The following is a 21,344-nucleotide window of genomic DNA, read 5'->3' on the forward strand; positions in this document are numbered from 1 at the left end:
CATGAACTGCCACCCTTTGCGGCGGCGTGGCACCGTAGCCCTTGACGCCCTCGGCGCGTTGGTCCCTGTGGAGGCGGAATCCGGCTCCGCCCGGCGATGAGAGGAGAGGTCCCTTGTTGCACCTCGGCACGGAGGCCGACTCGCGGACGACTGCGACCACCCCGGCCGCGACGGGGGGCACGGCGCCCGCGGAAGGCCACGGCGCCGTACCCTGCGACCTGGTGACCGTCCCGGCCCGCCAGGGGCTGGAAGCCGTGGACATCCTGCGCCGGGGCGCCGACCAGGAGGCCGTCGGGCCCGTCCTGCACGACGGCGCCTGCGACACCCTCGGCTTCCTGGTGCCTCCGGGGACCGCCGCGGCGTGGGACGTACCGGGCAGCGCCTGTACCCAGACCGACGGCCGCGGGCTGCGCATCCCCGCCGAGCCGCCCGTCACCGGCAGCGGCTGGCTGCTGCCGCCCGAGGAGGACGCCCCGGTCACCGACCCGGCCGTGCTGCGGGCCGCCCTCGACCAGGCGGCCCGGCTGATCGAGGCGGCCGACAGCTGCCGCTGACCACGAGCGCCGCCGCGCGCCCCCGCCGCACCCAGCCGGCGCGCCCATAATGGGCTGGTGGCCGGAATCCTCCGGCACGGCCGGTTCCGTACCGGTCCGGAGCGATGAGCAGTGAGCAGGCGCGAGCAGCAGTGGCACGTCGAGGAGCGTCGAGCAAGGGTGCGGGCGACCGTAAGCGGTCCGGCGGCAGGGCTGAACGCGGCGCCGGACGCGGGGCCGAGTCCCTTGTCGAACAGGTGGACGGCTCTCTCGCCGAGTTGGTGCCGGACCGGGAGCGCCCACGTGCCTGGACGCTGACGCTCGACGGCGCCCCGCAGTCCCATGTGGACCTGGACGACCCCACTCATCTGTCGTTCGAGTACCAGCGCAGGATCGGCCACATCGCCGATCTCGTCGCGCCCCCCGGTCAGCCCCTGCACGTCGTGCACCTGGGCGGCGGCGCCTTCACGCTCGCCCGCTACATCGCCGCGACCCGGCCCCGCTCCACGCAGCAGATCGTCGAAATAGACGCCGCGCTCGTCCAGTTGGTCCGCCGGGAGCTGCCGCTGGACCCGCAGGCCAGGATCCGGGTCCGTGCCACGGACGCCCGCGCCGGCCTCGGGAAGACGCAGGACGGCTGGGCGGATCTCGTCATCGCCGATGTCTTCAGCGGGGCCCGTACCCCCGCACACCTCACCAGCACCGAGTTCCTTGCCGAGGTCCGCCGGGTCCTGAAGCCCGGCGGGAGCTACGTGGCCAACCTCGCGGACGGTCCGCCGCTGACCCATCTGCGCGGCCAGATCGCGACCGCGGCCACGGTCTTCCCGGAACTGGCGCTCGCCGCCGACCCGACCGTGTGGCGCGGACGCCGCTTCGGCAACGCGGTGCTGCTCGCCTCGGACGCGCCGCTGAAGGTCGCCGAGCTGACCCGCCGGGTCGCGACGGACCCGCACCCCGGACGCGTCGAACACGGGCGGGCGCTCGCCGACTTCACCGGCGGCGCGGCTGCGGTGCGCGACGCCGACGCGCGACCGTCACCGGCACCACCGCCCTCGGCGTTCGGCTGAGGCCCCAGGTCCCAGGCCCCAGGCCGCAGACCTCAAGCCCCCAAGCCGCAGACCTCAAGTCGCAGGCCCCAAGCCACAAGCCCCGGGCCCAAGCCCCAGGCCCCGATCAGACGATGTCGACCTGGGGTGGATGGTCGTTCCAGGTGCAGAAGACCGACACGGTGGTGCCGTCGTCCTGACTGAAGTTCACCCGGATCCAGGTCGAGTTCGTCCACACCTGCATCGACCAGTCGGGCGCCGGTGTCGCCGAGACCAGCTTCGCCCGGTCGTCGCCCAACTCGAAGACGACCCGGCCGCCGTCCGTTCCGTAACTCCGCACCGTGCCCCGGCGCGAGGCGGAGGGGGCCGGTGAAGGGCTGCCGACCGCCGGGGTGCCGGACGGCTGCCGGGAGGACGGGGGCGCGGACGGTTCCGGGGTGTCACGCGGGGCGTCGTCGGCGTCCGTGGGTGACGGCGACGGCGGTGGTTCGGGGCGCCGGGTCGAGGACGACAGCCCGTCGACGGGCATCCGGTCACCCCGTACGCCCGCCGAGATCGGCACGGCGCGCGGCGGCACGTACGCGGTGCCCGCCAGGACCGTGTGCACGCCCCACCACGACAGCGTGGCCGCCGCCCCGGTGGCGAGCGTCCACGCGAGCACGTGTACGAGTCCTCGTCGCATCCGGCACATCCTGCACCACCGGACCCGGTGCCGTCCTCGTACCCCCGGAGACAGGACTGCGGGCCTCCGGATGGCGTACGGTGCCGCCCATGCCCAGTGTGCTCGTGGTCGAGGACGACCAGTTCGTGCGTTCCGCCCTCATCCGGCACCTGACCGAGGCCTCCCACACGGTACGGAGTGTCGGCACCGCGCTCGAAGCGCTGCGCGAAGTCGCCCACTTCCGCTTCGACGTGGTCATCCTCGATCTCGGCCTGCCCGATCTCGACGGCGGCGAGGCGCTGAAGATGCTGCGCGGCGTCACCGACGTACCCGTGATCGTCGCGACGGCCCGGGACGACGAGAGCGAGATCGTCCGGCTGCTCAACGACGGTGCCGACGACTACCTGACCAAGCCGTTCTCGGTGGCGCACCTGTCCGCGCGGATGGCCGCCGTGCTGCGCCGCTCGCGCGCGGCCGGGAGCGAGGCCGGGCCGCCGCGCGCCATCCGGGTCGGCGGGCTCTCCATCGATCCGCTGCGTCGCCGGGCCGAGCTGGACGGTACCGAACTCGACCTCACCCGACGCGAGTTCGACCTGTTGACCTTCCTCGCCGGGCGGCCCGGAGTCGTCGTCCCGCGCAAGGAGCTCCTGGCCCAGGTCTGGCAGCAGTCCTACGGCGACGACCAGACCATCGACGTCCATCTCTCCTGGCTGCGCAGAAAGCTGGGCGAGACGGCCGCCAGGCCGCGCTATCTGCACACGTTGCGCGGCGTGGGCGTGAAACTCCAGCCGCCCGAGGCGCGATCGCCCGATCCGGAGCGGCCCGCATGAGATGGGCGCTGGTCAAGGTCTGTCTGGCCGTGACCGCGATGGTCGTGGTCGCCTTCGCCGTTCCGCTCGGTCTCGTCGTCGAGGAGATGGCCCGCGACCGGGCCTTCTCCGACGCCGAGCGGCAGGCCGCCACCATCGGCCCGACCCTCTCGATCACCACTGACCGCACCGAACTCGAAACGGCCGTGCTCACCACCGAACCGGGCGGCGCGGGCCGGATGGCCGTGCACGTCCCCGCCGCCGAGGAGCCGGACAGCCGCCCGCTGGAGATCGGTACCCGGCGCGCCACCCGCGCGGACCTGGAGACCGTGCGGAGGTCGGGACGCGCCTCGATCAGCGAGGTGGCGGGCGGCTCCGCGCTGCTCCAGCCGACCGCGCTCGGCTCCGGGGGCATCGCCGTCGTCGAGGTGTTCGTGCCCGAGGACGAGGTCTCACACGGGGTCGCCACCGCCTGGCTGGTGCTGGCGGGCGTCGGCATCGCGCTGATCGTCGGGTCCGTCGCGGTCGCCGACCGGCTCGGCGTGCGGATGGTGCAGCCCGCCAGACGGCTCGCGGACGCCGCCCACGACCTGGGCGAGGGGCGACTGGGGACCAGGGTGCCGGAGGAGGGGCCGGCCGAACTGCGGTCGGCCGCCACCGCGTTCAACTCCATGGCCGACCAGGTCGTGCAACTCCTCGCCAGTGAGCGGGAGTTGGCTGCCGACCTCTCGCACCGGCTGCGCACCCCGCTCACCGTGCTCCGGCTCAACGCCGCGTCGCTCGGCGAGGGCCCCGCCGCCGAGCAGACCCGGGCCGCGGTGGAGCAGTTGGAGCAGGAGGTCGACATCATCATCAGGACCGCGCGCGAACAGCGCCCGCAGTCCCAGGGCGTCGGCGGTGGGCCCGGCGCCGGCTGCGACGTCTCCGAAGTGATCCGGGAGCGGATGGACTTCTGGTCGGCGCTCGCCGAGGACGAGGGTCGCGAGGCGCGCCTCGCGGGAGTGGAGCGTACGGTACGCGTCCCGGTCGCGCGGCCCGAACTGGCCGCGGCTCTGGACGCGTTGCTCGGCAACGTCTTCCGGCACACCCCGGAGGGGACTGCCTTCGCCGTCGATGTGCACCACAGCGGTGACGCCGTGATCGTGCTGGTCTCGGACGCGGGTGGCGGCATCGCCGACCCGGAGGCGGCCCTGGCCCGCGGCGGCAGCGGCCGGAGCGGTGCGGGAGGCGCCAAGGGTGCGGGAGACACCAAGAGGGCGGTAGACGCGAAGGGGGTGGGAGGCGCGAACGGTACGGGGGGTGCGGAGACGGCGGGGGGAACGAAGGTGGCGGGAGGTGCGAAGGCGGCGGTGGGATCCACCGGGCTCGGCCTCGACATCGTCCGCCGGGTCGCGGAGTCCACCGGCGGCGATGTGCGGATCGGACGCTCGGTGCTCGGAGGCGCGGAGATACGCGTCTGGATCGGCCTCGGCGGCCGGCGGCAGGAGCGGGGTCGGGGTGGTCACCGGGTGGGGCGGCGGCGACGTGGGGCGATCCGTCGGAACGTAGCGCTCCGATTCCGGTCAGGGTCGCGCCCGCACCTTTAACCAGCGCCGATGCGCCCCTTAAGGCAGTCCTAAGGACGTCAACCCAGGTCCGAATAAGGTCATTTGCCGGATTGTCTGCCGCTAGCGTGCTCCCGCATCTCCGCATCTCCGCATCCCCACTCCCGCAGGACAGAGGCAGGCACGCGATGGGCACCAGCACGCACCGGCGCACGGCGAGCACCAGGACCAAGGCGATCGGCGCGGTCGTCGCCGCGGCCGTCATCGGCGGGGCGGTCTTCGCCCTCACCGGGACGGCCCAGGCCGCCTCGGTGGGCGCCGCGTACACCAGGACCAGCGGCTGGACCGGTGGTTACACCGGGCAGTACGTCATCACCAACGACACCGACCAGGTGCAGACGGACTGGACACTCGCGTTCGACCTGCCCGCGGGTACGGAACTCAGCTCCCTCTGGAACGGTGAGCACGCCGTCAGCGGCGGCCATGTCGTCGTGAAGCCCGCGAGCTGGAACAAGGAGCTGGCGCCCGGCGCGTCGGTCACCGTCGGCTTCGTCACGACCTCGGACGGCACGGCCGCCGACCCGACCGGATGCCTCATCAACGACGCCGCGTGCTCCGCGGACACCGGCGCCACACCGGAACCGACCGGCCGCCCCACCGAGACGGCGCCCCCCACCCCGACCCCCACCCCGACCGCCTCCTCGACGCCGCAGCCGACCGGGACCGCCACGGCCACCCCCACCCCCACGCACACAGGGACCGGTGACGGCGGCGCGGCGAGCGGTGCGGGCTTCGCCCCGTACGTCGACACCTCGCTGTACCCGGCCTACGACCTCCTCGACACCGCCACCAGGACCGGTGTGAAGGAGTTCAACCTCGCCTTCATCACCGCCGGCACCGGCTGCACCCCGCTCTGGGGCGGCGTCACCGCACTCGGCGACGACCACGTCGCCTCCCAGATCGGCACGCTGCGCGCCGAGGGCGGCGACGTCCGGGTCTCCTTCGGCGGGGCGGCCGGGGCCGAACTGGCCCTGCGGTGCTCCTCCGCGTCCGACCTCGCCGCGGCGTACGGCAAGGTCATCGACACGTACAAGCTCACCAAGGTCGACTTCGACATCGAAGGCGGCGCACTGCCTGACACGGCGGCCAACTCACGCCGCTCCCAGGCCATCGCACAGCTCCAGAAGTCCCACCCCGGCCTCGATGTCTCCTTCACCCTGCCGGTCATGCCCGAGGGGCTGACCCAGCCGGGCGTCGACCTGATCGCCGACGCCGCCAAGAACGGCGTCGAGGTCGGCGCGGTCAACATCATGGCGATGGACTACGGCTCCTCGTACGGCGGCGACATGGGAACGTACGCTATCCAGGCGGCCACCGCCACACAGGCCCAGGTCAAGGGCGTGCTCGGGCTCGCGGACGCCGCAGCGTGGAAGGCCGTCGCCGTCACGCCGATGATCGGTGTCAACGACGTCAGCACCGAGGTCTTCACGGTCGAGGACGCCGGCCAACTGGTGGAGTTCGCCCGGCAGAAGGGGCTCGGTCGGCTGGCGATGTGGTCGGGCACCCGCGACAAGGAGTGCGCGGGCGGTCCGAAGCCGAGCGCCGACGCCTCGTGCAGCTCCATCGCTCAGGAACCGCTCGCGTTCACGAAGGCGTTCGGCGCGTACGAGTAACCACCCGCCCACCGCGTATCCGGCCCACCCCGCGCATCCCATCCACCCCACGGATCCCGCCCACCCCACGGATCCTGCCCACCCCACGGATCCTGCCCACCCCACGGATCCCGCCCGCCCCCACTGCGGACCACCACGGACCAACCGCCCCCCGCGCATCCCGGCCGGCCCCCACGCACCCACCCCGGCCGGGATGCGCGCCCCCATGTGCCCGTGCGGACGTCCCCTCGTGCGCGTCTGAACGGGCCCCCTACCCCGCCCGGTTCACCGCCGGGAGCACGGCCGGGATCGAGGCCGTGAGGACCGACGTGTCCTGGCCCGCCCCCCAGTGCCGCCCCCAGTGCCACCCCGCCCCCCAGTGCCGCCCCCAGTGCCGCCCCGCCCGTCATCCCGCCCCGCCCGTCATCCGGCCCCGCCCGTCATCCGGCCCCTCGGTACCCCCATCCAGTCACCCCCGCCGCCCCCTGGCGGCGGTGACGGCTTCGGAGAAAGAAGGCGGATGCGGCCCCGACCGCCCCCGTCGCGCGATGCCCCGTTCACCTTCCGGCGGGCCGTCCGGAGTGAATCGGGGATGACCAAGATCGCTCCCGGGGCCGGACAGAAATCTGGCCCGGGGGTGGCGGATCGGTGAGGCCGACGGGGCGACTGTTTGTCAACAACGCCCTGAGCTGGGCTTTTACGGAACGGCGTGCACCCTCGGGTGAGGTCCGCAGGATATGGCAAGACCTGTGCGGGACACGGTCTCGTGACTTGCAGGACACACTCGGGCAACGGAAGCGTCTTCAACTCTTGACACCCGCCCCCTCAAGGCAGCAACCTTCCGACATCGACGCATGGGAGCGCTCCCACATCGGGCGGGATTTTCCTCGTTCGAACGGCACTACCCGTGTTCTCCCCCCAGAACCCATGGGCACCCGCACTCACCAGCGCGTATGCCGCACCGTCAGAACGCCAGTCCCACCCTGGAACAAGGAGTAGTGGAATGCGTATCACCCGCACCGTCGCCGGACGGAGCCGCAGAGCCGCGGTTCTGGCCACCACGGGCCTGTCAGCCGCAGCTCTGTTGCTGACCGGCTGCAGCAGCGATTCGGATTCGTCGGACGACACGAGTTCCGATGCGAACGGGAAGATAACGCTGACCGTCGCCGACTTCGGGCAGTTCGGCTACAAGGAAGCCGGTCTCTTCGAGAAGTACCACGAGCTGAACCCGAACATCACGGTCAAGGAAGACACCACCGCCGACGAGAAGGTCTACTACCCCAAGCTGCTCCAGCAGCTGAACTCCGGCAGCGGTCTCGCCGACGTCCAGGGTCTTGAGGTCGGCCGGATCAAGGAGATCGTCGACACCAAGGCGGACTCCTTCGCCGACCTCAGCAAGGTGATCGACGTCAACGAGTGGGTCTCCTGGAAGGAGAAGCAGGCCACCACGTCCAGCGGCGCGGTGATCGGCGCGGGTACCGACATCGGCCCGATGTCCCTCTGCTACAACACCGAACTCTTCGAGAAGGCCGGCCTGCCGACCGACCGCGAAGAGGTCGCCAAGAAGATCGCCGGGGGCTGGGAGGACTACCTCAAGCTCGGTGAGGAGTACAAGAAGAAGGCCCCGAAGGGGACGTACTTCATGGACTCCGCGAGCGCGATGTTCAACGCCGTGGTGAGCTCGAACGCGAAGCAGTACTACGACGAGAGCGGCAAGCCGATCTACAAGGACAGCTCCAGCGTCAAGCAGGGCTGGGACCTGGCCGCCGAGGCCGCGGACAAGAAGCTGACCCAGGGCCTGGCCCAGTTCAGCGACCCGTGGAAGGCCGCCCTGCGCAAGGGCACGGCCGCCACCGTGGCCTGCCCCGCGTGGATGGCCGGTCAGATCTCGGTCAACGCCGGTGACGCCAACAAGGGCAAGTGGAACATCACCACCGCTCCCGGTGCGACCGCAGCCAACTGGGGTGGCTCGTTCCTCGCCGTGCCCAAGTCCGGCAAGCACGTCGACGAGGCCACCAAGCTCGTCAAGTGGCTGACCGCGCCCGAGCAGCAGGCCGCCGTCTTCAAGGCGATCGGCAGCTTCCCGTCCAACAAGGGCGCGTACGACCTGCCCGACGTGAAGGACGCGAAGCTGGAGTACTTCAACGACGCGCCGATCGGCCAGATCTACGCCGACGAGGCCAAGTCGATCCCCGAGACCGTCCTCGGCCCGAAGGACGGCGTGATCAAGGACACCATCTCCACCCAGATCAACAACATGGAGCAGCGCGGCACCAGCCCGGATGACGCGTGGAAGGCGGCGACCAACGCGATCGACAAGGCGATCGGCTGACCGTCGCCGGTGCGGGCGGCTCCCGGAGCCGCCCGCACCGGCACGCTCGCGGGCCCGCACCCGGGCCCGCCCCGGCTGTTTCGTGGAAGCCACCCACGCACACCACCCACGCACATCAGGCACCCACACCAGCCACCCACGCCCCGGGCGACCCCAGCCCCTTACCCGGGCGATCGATCGAAGTACCCGGCAACCCAGCAACGCAGGGAAGGACTCCCGCCCGTGGCCACCTCGACTCCCACCCGGGACGCATACGCCCCGCCACCCGGCGGCTCCCCGAAGACATCGGCGGGCTCCCACCGCAGAACATGGCGGAGCCGGCTGTGGCGGTTCGACGACAAGGCTTCGCCGTACGCCTACATAGCCCCGTTCTTCCTCGTCTTCGGCGCCTTCGGCCTCTATCCGCTGATCTACACCGGATGGATCGCCCTGCACCGGGTGGAGATGACCGGCCTGAACCAGATGGAGTGGGTCGGCTGGGACAACTTCGACAGGATCCTGCACGACTCCGAGTTCTGGACGGCCGTCGGGAACACCTTCCTCATCGGGGTCATGTCGACGGTCCCGCAGCTGCTGGTCGCCCTCGGCCTGGCCCACCTGCTGAACTACAAGCTGCGGGCCAGCACCTTCTGGCGGACGGTGATCCTCACCCCGTACGCCACCTCCGTGGCATCCGCGGCCCTCGTCTTCGCCCTGGTCTTCCGGGCCGACGGCGGCCTGCTCAACTGGGCGCTGGACTTCATCGGCCTCGGCGACACCAACTGGGCCAACGGCCACTGGACGTCGAAGATCGCGATCTCCGTCATCGTGATCTGGCGCTGGACCGGCTACAACACCCTGATCTACCTGGCCGCCATGCAGGCGGTACCGTCCGATCTGTACGAGGCGGCATCGCTCGACGGCGCCTCGCGCTGGCAGCAGTTCCGCAAGGTGACCATCCCCTCGCTGCGGCCCACGATCCTCTTCACGATCGTCATCTCGACCATCGGCTCCATGCAGCTGTTCGGTGAGCCCCTGCTGCTGGAGGGCGGCACGCTCGGCGCCACCGGCGGCAACGAGAATCAGTACGAGACGCTCAGCGTCTACCTCTACAACTACGGCTGGAATCTCGGGCACCTCGGTCCGGCCGCCGCAGTGGCCTGGGCGATGCTCGCCCTCCTGCTGCTCATCGCCGCGGTCAACTGGCTCATCGGCCGCTTCGTACGCAAATCCGCGGTCTGACCGGGAGCGATTTCCATGACCATGACCAGCCCCACCCAAGCCCCGGCCCTCGTCCCGCAGCCGGCCCACCGGGCGCCGCGGCGCCCGTCCCGCTTCAGGCCGGGCGCGGGCAAGCAGTTGCAGGGCGGCCCGTTCGCCTACATCGCCCTGACCGTCGTCGGTATCGGCTCGCTCCTGCCGCTCTACTGGACCCTGGTGGCCGCGTCCCACACCCAGGACGAAGTGCTCGCCACCACACCGCCGTTCCTGCCCGGCGGCCGGCTGCTGGACAACCTCGACGCCGCCTGGAACCAGGCTCACCTCGGCAAGGCGATCCTCAACAGCTTCATCGTCTCCACCTGCATCACGGCGGCGACGCTCTTCTTCTGCACCCTGGCCGGCTACGCCTTCGCCAAGATGCGCTTCCGGGGCCGCGGCGCCCTGATGACCGGAGTCATCGCCACCCTGACGATCCCGCCGCAGCTCAGCGTCGTCCCGCTGTTCATGCTGATGTCCGACATCGGCTGGGGCGGAAAGCTGGAGTCGGTGATCTTCCCGACCCTGGTGAGCGCCTTCGGGGTGTTCTTCATGCGGCAGTACCTGAGCGAGGCGCTGCCCTACGAACTCGTCGAGGCCGCCAAGGTCGACGGCGCGAGCAACTTCCGCATCGTGCGGAGCGTGGTGCTCCCCGTGGCCCGCCCCGCGATGATGGTGCTCGGGATGCTCACCTTCGTGCAGGCGTGGAACGACTTCTTCTGGCCCTACCTCGCCCTCAACCAGCAGAACCCCACGATCCAGGTGGCCCTCGGCCAGCTGAGTGCCTCCTACACCCCCGACCAGAGCATCGTGATGGCCGGTGCGCTGATCAGCACACTGCCGCTGCTCGTGGTCTTCGTGATCTTCGGCAAGCAGATCGTCGGAGGGATCATGTCCGGCGCCGTCAAGGGGTGACACCGAGTCACCCGCCCCCTCCGGATGTCCCGTACGGCCTGCTTCCCTGACCGCAGGCCGTACGGGCCCCGGAGTTCCACCTTTATCCGTCCCTGTTCGTCCACCCCTGGGAGCGCTCCCGCATGACTGCCGTACGACCCGACATCGCCCCGAAGCAGGCGCCCGAGGCAGCGGACTTTCCGACCGGATTCGTCTGGGGGGCGGCGACCGCCGCCTACCAGGTCGAGGGCGCCGCCGCCGAGGACGGCCGCACCCCTTCCATCTGGGACACCTTCAGCCGCACTCCGGGCAAGGTCCGCAACGGTGACACCGGAGACATCGCCGCCGACCATTACCACCGCTACCGCGACGACGTGGCGCTGATGAAGGAGCTCGGCCTGAAGGCCTACCGCTTCTCCATCTCCTGGTCCCGGGTGCAGCCCACCGGCCGCGGCCCGGCCGTCGAACGCGGACTGGACTTCTACCGCAAGCTCGTCGACGAACTCCTCGAAGCGGGTATCGCGCCCGTCGCGACCCTCTACCACTGGGACCTGCCCCAGGAGCTGGAGGACGCCGGCGGCTGGCCCCAGCGGGAGACCACCGACCGTTTCGCCGATTACGCCGCCATCATGGCCGGTGCCCTCGGCGACCGCGTCGACACCTGGACCACGTTCAACGAGCCGTGGTGCTCCGCCTTCCTCGGTTACGGCTCCGGCGTGCACGCCCCCGGCCGTACCGAACCGGCGTCCGCCCTGCGTGCGGCCCACCACCTCAACCTTGCCCACGGCCGCGCGCTGGAGGTCCTGCGCGACCGCATCCCCGCCACCGCGCAGACCTCGGTCACGCTCAACCTCCACCAGGTCCGCCCGCTGACCGACAGCGACGCCGACGCGGACGCCGCACGCCGGATCGACGCGGTGGGCAACCGGGTCTTCACCGGCCCGATGCTGCACGGCGCGTACCCCGAGGACCTGATCGCCGACACCGGGCACCTGGTCGACTGGTCGAAGCTCGTCCACGACGGCGACCTGGCCGCCATCTCCCGACCGGTCGACGTCCTGGGCATCAACTACTACACGCCGACGCTGGTCTCCGCGCCCACCGGCGACTCCACCGCCGCGCGCGACGACGGCCACGGCAACAGCGACTACTCCCCGTGGCCCGGCTCCGAGAACGTTGCCTTCCACCTCGCCGAGGGCAAGCCGCGCACGGCGATGAACTGGGCGATCGACCCCAACGGGCTGTACAACCTGCTCATGGACGTCGCCCGGGACAACCCCGGCATGCCGCTGATGGTCACCGAGAACGGTGCGGCCTTCGACGACTACGTCTCGCCCGAGGGCCGGGTCGAGGACCCCGAGCGGATCGCCTACCTGCGAGGCCACCTCGGCGCCGTGCAGCGGGCCGTGGCCGACGGGGCGGACGTACGCGGCTACTTCCTCTGGTCCCTGATGGACAACTTCGAGTGGGCGTACGGATACTCCAAGCGCTTCGGTGCCGTGTACGTCGACTACGCCACCCAGGCCCGCATCCCCAAGGCGAGCGCGCACTGGTACGCCGACGTCATCCGCCGTCACGCACTGCCCCCGGTCACCGACCTCGGCTGACCCCGGACACCCTCCCGAGACCCGGCCTCCCGTGCCGGGTCTCCGTCATTTCCGCCCCGCACCGGGGGCCGCGGAGCCCCGATCAACATCGTCATAGGATGGGAGCGCTCCCATTTTTGGTGGTGGGGAGTGACCGCCGGGGCCGGACGGTGTCAAGGGATCCAGCGCCAGGACTTGGTTCGGTTATCCGACTGTGAGAAATTGACCGCAAACGGGAGGCAGTCATGGCGGCAGCGCGAGTACGGAGCGGCGGGCGGCCCACGCTCGAAGAAGTCGCGGCACGGGCGGGGGTGGGACGGGGCACGGCTTCGCGCGTCATCAACGGCTCTCCCCGGGTCAGCGCGCACACGCGCGAGGCGGTGGAGGCGGCCGTCGCCGAACTGGGATACGTACCGAACCGGGCGGCCCGCGCGCTCGCCGGCAACCGCACGGACGCCATCGCCCTCGTCGTGCCCGAGCCGGAGACCCGCTTCTTCGCCGAGCCGTACTTCTCCGACATCGTCCGCGGTGTCGGCGCGGCGCTCGCCGACACCGACATGCAACTGCTGCTGACCCTCGTCGGCAACGACCGCGAACGCCGCAGGCTGGCCCAGTATTTGACCGCGCACCGCGTCGACGGCGTACTGCTGGTCTCCGTCCATGCCGACGACCCGCTGCCGGACCTGCTGGAGCAACTCGGCATGCCGGCCGTGATGAGCGGCCGCAGATCCGTCTCCGAACCGCTCGCCTCGGTCGACTCGGACAACTTCGAGGGCGCCCGCGCAGCCGTCGGACACCTGGTCTCCCGGGGCCGCCGCGCCATCGCCACGATAACCGGGCGCCTCGACGTCTACGGGGCGCAGCGTCGCCTCGACGGCTACCGCAAGGGAGTCCTCGCGGCCGGTCTCGAACCGGACGAGCGCCTGATCGCCTCCGGCGACTTCACCGAGGAGGGCGGCGCCCGCGCCATGCGTGAACTGCTCGCCCGCCGCCCCGACATCGACGCGGTCTTCGCCGCGTCCGACGTCATGGCCGTGGGAGCCCGTCAGGTACTCCGCGAGGCCGGCCGGCGCATCCCGGACGACGTGGCCCTCATCGGCTTCGACGACTCGGTCGTCGCCCGCCACATGGACCCGGCGCTCACCAGCGTGCGCCAGCCGATCGAGGAAATGGGCCGCATGATGGCCCGCGTCCTGCTCCAGGAGATCGCCGAAGAGAACGAGGAGCGCCCGCAGATCGTGCTCCCCACGGAACTGATCGTCCGCGACTCCTCGTGACGACAGCCTCCGCGCGGGACGACGGGACGGAGGCCCCTACGACCGCCCGCTCCAATCCGGCGAGGTCGGCAGCATGGGCACGGGCCGGGAGGATCACTTCTACAGAGGTGGGGCCTCCCGTGCGGGTGCGGGGGTAGTTGGCCCAAGCACCCCCGAAATTTCGCAGGTGGGGACCATCCCCGCGCGTACGGGGAGCAGGCTGATTCACCTGCGGTGATACAGGCCACGTGCTCGGAAACCCATGACTTTCACCGAATCGGACATTACCGGACAGGAGTCTGTGGCGTCGGCGTTCGGAGAAAGTTCAGCCGCGGTCGGGTACGGCGTCCCGTGCGGCCCAGTTCTCGGATGGCAACCAAGCGCCTGAGTAGGCAGCTCATGCTGTCTCCTCAGCCTGCGGGGGCTGGCAAGCAGCACGTGCACGCATTCGGTCGGCCCTGGTCTCCTGTAACCACACCAAATCGGCGAGGATGTCGTCGATCCTGCCTTGCAGTCCACGGATATGAGCCGGACAACCGTAGGTCGCACCAACGGGCTCAAGGTCGCGTTCTGTGCCGCACGTGATGCAGTGCGGGGCCCGGGTCATTGACGGCCCTTCCGCCAGGCGCGGCCGAGTCGGACGGCGGTCGGACATGAGGCCCCCAACCGGCAGTCGGCACAGACGAGGGTGTGTCCGAGCCAGGTGCGGTAGGCGGATTCGGTCGCGGGCGGTTTCTTTGACAGCTTGATCATGCATGGTCCTTCCAGCAGCGGAAACAGCAGCGAGGGAACCACCGGGGCGACGCGCTGAACGCGTGGATGGGCCGTGGGCCGAGGTTGTGGGCCGCCGTGTTCGACAAGGGTGCGTTACACCAGACACAACGGGCGCCGCGCTGCTGGGCATCGGACAGCAGCGCCAGATCAGGCACGGGTTTCTCAACAGCGAGAGGCGCGGTCGACTTCGGGCTGGTGACAGGCGTGCAACCACAGGAGACGATCGTCCATACCCGGCTCTGCCCCGGCAGGGTGATGACTCCGGCCGGGACGAGACTGCGAGTCATGGCACCGCAGTGCCAGCAGGCCTCGCCGTGGAGGCGAGCAATGCTTACCTGTCCCTCGACGAGCACCGGGGTGGTCATGGGCCCCTCCTCTGCCTGTGTGATGTGGACAGGTACATCGTGCAGGCTGAGAAGGGGCGCAACTGCTACAACCGGTAGCAGTCCGTCAGACGGCGCCGACCCAGTGAGCGAAGTGCGACAAGGCTTCGGCATCGCAACGGTGGAAGCGCCGCAGGCTTGCGGCGACTTCCCGTGCCCACGGATGCTCGCGGGTGTGCTGCGGCGCCGCAGCACGGGCCACTTTGAGGCTCTTGAACGCGTCCGCCCGGAGCCCGGCCCAGTCCTGCGCGCGGGCCAATTCGATGTAGAAACCGCTGCGACGTTCGGCTGGCAGATCGGCAGGCGGATTCCACTCGGTGGCGACACGGAGCGCACGGTCCACGTGGTCCGGGCCGAGGCTGACGGCGACGGAGACCTCGTGGATGCGGACGGATTCCGGGCCGAACGCGGTGCCCAAGTAGATTCCTTCGCGGGCGACTTGGTCGCCGAGTTTGCGGGCGAGCTTGAGGTGGGCATCGGCGGAGCCGACGTTCGCGTCGCGCCCTGCGATGACGGCGGCTCGCATGTGAAGGGCGCCACGAGCAGCGGTCGCCGTGCGGGACGACGGCGCGGGGGCTGCTTCGATCGCCTGCTCCAAAGCAGCGAGGCCGACAGCGTGGGCACGGGCCGCGAAAAACACCTCGGTGCGCACGTATGCCGTGGCTGCCTGGACAAGAGGGTCTGCGGCTCGGTCTGCGGCCCAGCGCATCAAGCCGATCAGCCGGGCGGACAGGTCGCGTTCGCCGTACTTGAAGGCGATGGCATCAGCGGTGCGGGCAGCGGCAGCCAGCATCCGGGCGGCTCTCTGGTGCTCCGTGCCGCGCGCGGTGTGGACGTGACGGATAGCGTCTCGGAGAATTCCGGGAATCTCCGCCGCGATCCGGCCGTACTGGGCGCCGAGCCTCCAGGCCACCGCTGTACCGATCACGTCGGCCAGCTCGTCAGGCGTACGGGCCGGAAGGCCCTGCGGAATGTCGTATCCGGCGATCGCCCGCGACAAGGCGGGGAGAGCGCGGTGGACACGTCGCTCAGTGCCGACGTACCCAGCGCGCAGCTGAGTTGCATCGACCTCCAACGCGGCGGCGATCGCTTCGAGTACGTCGTCGCTCGGCCGCCTCGCGCCACGCTCGACGGAGCGGATAGTCGCGTAGGAGACGTGGGACGCAGCGGCGAGACCGGTTTGGGTGAGGCGGCGCGCGCGGCGGCGGGCAGCGATTCGCTCACCGACCTCGTGTGGGGAGTCGGCGGACATAACCGCACCGTACTCGCACGGTGACGATGCGGGTACGGATTCGGGATCAGCGGCTATCCGTCGATGAGGTGGGTCAGGTCCATGAGCGAATCGACCACCCAGTCCGCTCTCTCCCGTACCTGCGGGTCGTCTGCCCACAAATGCCCCCACGGTCCGCGGCGGAGGTGCGCCGCACGAAGCCCGGCCCGCGCGGCCGGGAAGGTGTCGTTCATCGGGTGGTCACCGACATAGACGGTGTCCTGCGCCGGCGCCTGTGACGCGTTGAGGACCCGCGCGAAGAAGTCGGGCGCCGGCTTGGCGCACCCCCATTCTCCGGAGGTGGCGACGAAGTCCGCCGGCAGATCCAGAGCCCGGAGCAACTGCCCAGCCTTGACGGTCTGGTTGCCCGCGACGACGACCCGTACCCCGAGCCTCCGCAGTGTGCCGAGCGCGGGTCGCACGTCCTCGTACAGGTCGGTCTCGTCGAGGGCTTCACCGAGACCGGCGGCTTCCCGGGCGGCGTACTCGGCCGCGATGTCGATGTCCGGCTTCAGAAGGCGGAGGGCTTCGGCATTGTCGAGACCCTGCGCGGTCACAGCGCCGACGAGCGCGGACAGGGTGTGTCTGGGGACGTCCAACCAGTCGGCCCAGGAGGCCCAGTAGCGGTCGTCACGCACAAGGGTCTCACCGATGTCGAGCACGATCGTTTTAATCACACTCCGACCCTATGAGCGGACAGGCGTGGTCTCGACATCGGTGATCACAGATCAGCACACACGCCGAGCCGATCGGGCGGTCCCGGTACGAGATCGAGTGCGAGGAAAGCGCGCCGCTTGGTATTCGTTCGAGGCCGACGACTGACCTCGCACGCATGAAAGTGCTCTGGGGTCTGCCGAAGGCGGAAGAGCAATCCCCGCACCCACGGGGAGCGGGCTGATTGGTCTGCGGTGATGTCGGTCACATGCGCGGAAGCCCCTGACCGTCACCGAATCGGACATTACCGGACAGGGGTCGGCAGTGTCGGCGTTCTGGAGAAAGTCCAGCCGCGGCAGCGGGGCGGGCGCCCCTGGTCCCGCCGTGTTCCCAAGGTCCCGGACATGATGAAGGGCTGACCTGTGAGAACAGGTCAGCCCTTCATCATTCAGGGTGAGTAACGGGACTCGAACCCGCGACATCCTGGACCACAACCAGGTGCTCTACCATCTGAGCTATACCCACCATGCCCGGTCTTTTTCTGACCGGCCGAGAAAAAGTGTACAGGGTCCTGGAGGGTGCTCGCGCCCCCATTGTCCAGCCGCTGATCGCGCCCCCCGAAAGGCCTATGACCAGCGGCTTCGCGACGTCCTACGGCTTGGGCGGCGCGACGCGTGCCGCGATGGCCTTGGCGCGCTCCGAGTCCGGGCCGGGCTGCGGCACGAAGACCGCCTCGCGGTAGTAGCGCAGCTCCGTGATGGAGTCACGGATATCGGCGAGTGCCCGATGGTTGCCGTTTTTGTCCGGACTGTTGAAGTACGCCCTCGGGTACCAGCGGCGCGCCAGTTCCTTGACCGAGGACACATCGACGATCCGGTAGTGGAGATAGCTCTCCAGGGCCGACATGTCCCGCGCCAGGAAACCGCGGTCGGTGGAGACCGAGTTTCCGCAGAGCGGGGCCTTGCCGGGCTCCTTGACATGCTCGCGGACGTAGGCCAGCACCTGGGCCTCGGCGTCGGCCAGGGTGGTGCCCTCGGCCAGCTCGTCGAGGAGGCCCGAGGCGGTGTGCATCTGGCGCACCACCTCGGGCATCGTCTCCAGGGCCGCGTCCGGCGGGCGGATCACGATGTCCACCCCGTCGCCGAGCACGTTCAACTCCGAGTCGGTGACCAGTGCGGCCACCTCGATGAGTGCGTCTTCCGTCAACGAGAGCCCGGTCATCTCGCAGTCGATCCACACCATGCGGTCGTTCATGGGCCCCAGCCTACGGGGCGCTCCGTTGACCCGGCAGGGTCGGGCGCCCGGTGGTGTACGCGTCGGAGCCCGTCCTGCCGTACTCCGGCGGCCCCGCCCCGAGCGCCGCCGACGTGACGACCTGCGGCCCCGGCGGAGTGGCCGTGGCCGCGGCACGCCGGCTTCCCGAGGTGCTCTGCGACGGCACGGCCGACTCGATCGCCGGAGCGATGGCCTCCGCACCACCGACACCGCCCCCGCCCGCCTGCGGACGGCGGGCCCGGTAGGCGGCCCGGTACGCGGCGGGGGAGGAGCCCAGCTGGCGTCGGAAGTGTCCGCGCAGCGCGACCGGCGAGCGGAAGCCGCAGCGGCCCGCGACCTCGTCGACCGAGTACTCGGACGTCTCCAGCAGCCGCTGCGCCTGCAGCACCCGCTGGGTGATCAGCCACTGGAGTGGTGCGCTGCCGGTGAGCGAGCGGAACCTGCGGTCGAAGGTCCGCCTGCTCATGTAGGCGCGCGCGCGGCCAGCGTCTCCACGTCGAACTGCTCGTGGAGATGCTCCAGTGCCCAGGCCACGACCTCGGCGAGCGGGTCGGCGCCGATCTCTTCCGGTAAAGACCTGTCGAGGTAGCGCTCCTGGCCGCCACTGCGCCGCGGCGGCACGACGAGCCGACGGGCCAGTGCTCCGGCGGCCTCCGTGCCGTGGTCCGTGCGGACTATGTGCAGGCAGAGATCGATCCCGGCCGCCGTGCCGGCGGAGGTGAGCACGTCACCGTCGTCGACGAAGAGCTCGCGCGGGTCGACGTGCACCGACGGATAGCGCTTGGCCAGCGTCGGTGCGTACATCCAGTGTGTGGTCGCCGGGCGGCCGTCCAGCAGCCCGGCGGCGGCGAGCACGAACGCGCCCGTGCACAGCCCGACGATGCGGGCCCCTTCTTCGTGGGCGCGGCGCAGCGCTTCCAGTGCCTCGGCGGGCGGCGGCGAGGTGATCGAACGCCACGCGGGCACCACGACGGTGCCTGCCCTGCTGATCGCATCCAGCCCGTAGGGCGCGGTCAGTTCGAGTCCCCCGGTGGTCCGCAGCGGCCCCTCTTCCCCGCCGCAGACGAGGAGTCGGTAGCGCGGAACTCCCGCGTCCTGGCGGTCGATTCCGAAGACGGAGAGCGGGATCGAGCTCTCGAAGATGGGGCCGCCGCTGAACAGCAGTACGGCGACGATTTCCCGTCGTCGTCGTCCACTGAGCTTCCGTACAGCCTCCGTTGCGGCGGCGGAGTCCTGGCTCATGACGCTAAGCCCCCCTCGGTGTTCGCGTCTCCCTGGTCCTTACGGGCCTGTCGCTCCTGCACTTTTCCCCTCGGTCCTGCATGAGTCCCCGTCTTCGATACCCAAGATCGAATCTACTGCGTCCCGTGGTGCCGGCGTGACAAGTTCACCAACCGGCGTTATGTCGACAAGGCAACTTGGCGGGAAGCGTTCGATCACGAAGGGTTTCACTCGTCGGCCGTGCAGGGAAGTGCGCCTCGCCTTGATGGCCCGTCCCCGTCGGGTGGAAGCGTACCGTGCGGTCTCTTCCTGCCTGGTGGCAAGGGGGTTGATCGGCCAATTCGGTAAGGAGGTGACAGGGGGGTGAAGTTGGCTGAAAATAGACGGTTGTGCATACGTGATTTGGTCATTCGACCGGCGCACAACCCCGATGTGCGGCTGCTTCTTTGCGCCCCTCGGCAGGTTGAGCGGCCGATCGCGTGGAAGGCCGCGGCGGCGCCGGCGGGTGCCGGGGCGTCGTCCGGCGGGCCGGTGTCGCTCCGCGGCCGGGCGGACGGTTCCGGGCGGGGCGGGCGGGCCGCGGCGGGCGCGGCGTGACTCCTGGGGGTCGGTCATCGGTCCGGCGGTCGACGGCGCGGCGGTGACCCGCCCCGGGGTGCGGGGCCCCGGGGCGTGGCGGAGCGGAGGGCGGATGCGGCCCCTTCCGGTCGCCCAGCGGGGCCGTCAGGCCCCCTCTGCGTCGATGTACGGCGCAACCGGCATTGCCATACGGGTCCGCCTCGGGCATGCTCCGTGAAACGTCGCACGCGCTTTGCGTGGGTCTGGGCAGTGGAGGAGTGGCGCCGTACCCTTGGGGGTAAGGGGTTGGGAAGATGATTCCCGGACACCGCAACACCGCCCGTAGACACACCTTCCCCACGTCGCTCTCCTCACGAGGACTCTCTTCGCCGAGACACCGATGGCCGGTCACGAAATCCCCGAACCCGCCGACCGCAAGCAGGTAGCCGACCCCATGTCGGACCCGCAGGCGGTCGAAGAAACACGTCATTCCTGCGATCCCGCGTTCCGGCACGGGGTCGTGGTCGGCTTCGACGGCTCGACCTCCAGTGAGCGCGCCCTCGCATACGCCATCGGCATGGCCCGAAGATCAGGTTCCGGCCTGATCATCGTCCATGTCGCCAATCGGCTGCCGACCACGGTCTGGGCGGGCTGTGAACCGCCCGTCTTCGTCGATGTGCCCGATCACCGCACGGAGGTGCTCGGCCTGGAGCTCGCCTGCGCGGACTACCTCTCCGAGGTTCCCTGGGTGCTCGTCGAGCGCGGCGGGGACATCTGCCACGAGCTGGAGGAGGTCGGCCGGGAGTACTCGGCCGACGCCATCGTCGTCGGGTCCACACACGGCATCGTCGGCCGCATCTTCGGCTCGGTGGCGGGGCGTCTCGCACGGCGCGCCCAGCGCCCGGTCGTCGTCATTCCCTGACCTTTCACCATTCCGAACGCCCCTGCCGTCACACCCCTTCTTCCCGCGCCCCCTCACCCCTCGCGCCCCCTTCGCCCCCCGCACTCCTGTTGCCCGCGTCGCCCCTCTCCTCGCCCGCGTGGCCTCCGGTCATCCCTGTCGTCGCCGTCACCCCCGCCATCTCCGTCATCTCCGGCACCCCCGTCACTCTTGGTGTCGGTTGCGACGCTCCGTGGCCGACATGGCGTCAACTCGTCTGTGGAAACCGGCAATCTCGATGCGCAGAGGTGGATTGTGCGCTTGTGAAGGGTACATAAGGGTCACTGGGAGAGCGGGATCACCGCATGTGGAGGGAGCCCGCCGTGGACAATGACGTCTCTGCGGGAAGCGCCGGCACCGCTGCCCTCGGCCATCTCGCCCTGGGTCTCACGCTGTTGGCGTTCGGTATCGGTCACACCGGGGTCGTGGACGGTGTGACGGCGGCCGACGCCGTCTCGCTCGCGCAGGGGACGTACGCGCTGCTGTTCCTCGCCCTGCTGCTCCTGGGCGTCGGGCAGTTCGCCGACAGCGGGAGCCTGGGGTGGGCGGGCGGCCGGCTTGCCACGGTGTCCGGTCCTGCCGCCCGGTACGGAGCGACGGCCGCGCCGGCCCACTGGCTTACGGCGCTGCCGGCCGAGGAGTGACGGCCACCGGCTGAGGCAGCGGCCGGGCCGGTGCGCCAAGGGGAGGCACCGGCCCCCACGGGAGCGGCCCCGTACC

Annotated in this window: 17 protein-coding genes, 1 tRNA gene and 1 pseudogene; 12 read left to right on the forward strand and 7 right to left on the reverse strand. The window is 70.3% G+C overall.

The genetic code is table 11. From position 1 onward, the window contains the following. Positions 1-113: 113 nt before the first annotated feature. Together ACFVUT_RS10335 and ACFVUT_RS10340 are read left to right on the forward strand one after the other, a co-directional pair. A complete protein-coding gene (locus ACFVUT_RS10335; protein ID WP_389644977.1) occupies positions 114-554 on the forward strand; it encodes a hypothetical protein in 441 nt (146 codons plus the stop codon). A 131-nt stretch (positions 555-685) separates the two neighbouring features. Then, positions 686-1,600 (forward strand): spermidine synthase, encoded by a 915-nt coding sequence (locus tag ACFVUT_RS10340; protein ID WP_389645746.1) that lies wholly within the window; start codon positions 686-688, stop codon positions 1,598-1,600. Positions 1,601-1,706: 106 nt separating this feature from the next. Here ACFVUT_RS10340 and ACFVUT_RS10345 read toward each other — a convergent pair whose 3' ends face one another. After that, the gene (locus ACFVUT_RS10345) at positions 1,707-2,261 is read right to left on the reverse strand and encodes a hypothetical protein (protein ID WP_389644979.1); all 555 of its coding nucleotides are present in this window, start codon (positions 2,259-2,261) and stop codon (positions 1,707-1,709) included. A gap of 89 nt (positions 2,262-2,350) precedes the next feature. Between ACFVUT_RS10345 and ACFVUT_RS10350 the strand changes: the two genes are divergently transcribed. From ACFVUT_RS10350 to ACFVUT_RS10385, 8 genes are all read left to right on the forward strand, one after another. Further along, positions 2,351-3,070 carry a response regulator transcription factor gene (locus tag ACFVUT_RS10350; protein ID WP_389644982.1) on the forward strand — a complete coding sequence of 240 codons (720 nt, stop codon included), beginning with the start codon at positions 2,351-2,353 and terminating at the stop codon, positions 3,068-3,070. Continuing rightward, complete coding sequence (locus ACFVUT_RS10355) at positions 3,067-4,635, forward strand: sensor histidine kinase (RefSeq protein ID WP_389644985.1); 1,569 nt, start codon at positions 3,067-3,069, stop codon at positions 4,633-4,635. Before ACFVUT_RS10350 ends, ACFVUT_RS10355 begins: the two co-directional genes overlap by 4 nt. A gap of 146 nt (positions 4,636-4,781) precedes the next feature. After that, positions 4,782-6,266 carry a cellulose binding domain-containing protein gene (locus tag ACFVUT_RS10360; RefSeq protein ID WP_389644988.1) on the forward strand — a complete coding sequence of 495 codons (1,485 nt, stop codon included), beginning with the start codon at positions 4,782-4,784 and terminating at the stop codon, positions 6,264-6,266. Between the two features lie 982 nt (positions 6,267-7,248). Next, positions 7,249-8,577, forward strand: coding sequence for an extracellular solute-binding protein (locus ACFVUT_RS10365; RefSeq protein ID WP_389644990.1), 1,329 nt, complete (start codon positions 7,249-7,251; stop codon positions 8,575-8,577). 222 nt (positions 8,578-8,799) lie between these two features. Further along, a complete protein-coding gene (locus tag ACFVUT_RS10370) occupies positions 8,800-9,798 on the forward strand; it encodes a carbohydrate ABC transporter permease (protein ID WP_389644993.1) in 999 nt (332 codons plus the stop codon). A gap of 15 nt (positions 9,799-9,813) precedes the next feature. Then, entirely contained in the window at positions 9,814-10,728 is a 915-nt protein-coding gene (locus tag ACFVUT_RS10375; RefSeq protein WP_389644996.1) for a carbohydrate ABC transporter permease, read from the forward strand. Positions 10,729-10,850: 122 nt separating this feature from the next. Then, positions 10,851-12,314 carry a GH1 family beta-glucosidase gene (locus ACFVUT_RS10380; RefSeq protein WP_389644999.1) on the forward strand — a complete coding sequence of 488 codons (1,464 nt, stop codon included), beginning with the start codon at positions 10,851-10,853 and terminating at the stop codon, positions 12,312-12,314. 224 nt (positions 12,315-12,538) lie between these two features. Beyond that, entirely contained in the window at positions 12,539-13,570 is a 1,032-nt protein-coding gene (locus tag ACFVUT_RS10385) for a LacI family DNA-binding transcriptional regulator (RefSeq protein WP_389645001.1), read from the forward strand. A gap of 582 nt (positions 13,571-14,152) precedes the next feature. Here the strand turns inward: ACFVUT_RS10385 and ACFVUT_RS10390 are convergent. The 6 genes and pseudogenes from ACFVUT_RS10390 to ACFVUT_RS10415 all read right to left on the reverse strand — a co-directional run bounded on the left by ACFVUT_RS10390 (position 14,153) and on the right by ACFVUT_RS10415 (position 19,147). Further along, positions 14,153-14,302 carry a hypothetical protein gene (locus ACFVUT_RS10390; protein ID WP_389645004.1) on the reverse strand — a complete coding sequence of 50 codons (150 nt, stop codon included), beginning with the start codon at positions 14,300-14,302 and terminating at the stop codon, positions 14,153-14,155. A 471-nt stretch (positions 14,303-14,773) separates the two neighbouring features. Continuing rightward, a complete protein-coding gene (locus ACFVUT_RS10395) occupies positions 14,774-15,958 on the reverse strand; it encodes a helix-turn-helix domain-containing protein (protein WP_389645007.1) in 1,185 nt (394 codons plus the stop codon). A 53-nt stretch (positions 15,959-16,011) separates the two neighbouring features. Continuing rightward, the gene (locus ACFVUT_RS10400; protein WP_389645749.1) at positions 16,012-16,650 is read right to left on the reverse strand and encodes an HAD family hydrolase; all 639 of its coding nucleotides are present in this window, start codon (positions 16,648-16,650) and stop codon (positions 16,012-16,014) included. A gap of 432 nt (positions 16,651-17,082) precedes the next feature. Further along, positions 17,083-17,155: transfer RNA gene (locus ACFVUT_RS10405), tRNA-His, on the reverse strand. 126 nt (positions 17,156-17,281) lie between these two features. After that, entirely contained in the window at positions 17,282-17,884 is a 603-nt protein-coding gene (orn, locus tag ACFVUT_RS10410; RefSeq protein WP_389645009.1) for an oligoribonuclease, read from the reverse strand. Positions 17,885-17,894: 10 nt separating this feature from the next. After that, positions 17,895-19,147 (reverse strand): annotated as a pseudogene (locus ACFVUT_RS10415) (helix-turn-helix domain-containing protein). Between the two features lie 937 nt (positions 19,148-20,084). On the opposite strand from ACFVUT_RS10415, the gene ACFVUT_RS10420 reads away from it, so the two are divergent. Beyond that, a complete protein-coding gene (locus ACFVUT_RS10420; RefSeq protein ID WP_072489220.1) occupies positions 20,085-20,606 on the forward strand; it encodes a universal stress protein in 522 nt (173 codons plus the stop codon). 341 nt (positions 20,607-20,947) lie between these two features. Next, on the forward strand, positions 20,948-21,268 hold the full coding sequence (locus ACFVUT_RS10425; RefSeq protein ID WP_389645012.1) for a hypothetical protein: 321 nt from the start codon (positions 20,948-20,950) through the stop codon (positions 21,266-21,268). Positions 21,269-21,344 lie beyond the last annotated feature (76 nt).

Source organism: Streptomyces sp. NPDC058051 (assembly GCF_042885475.1).
Lineage (GTDB): Bacteria > Actinomycetota > Actinomycetes > Streptomycetales > Streptomycetaceae > Streptomyces.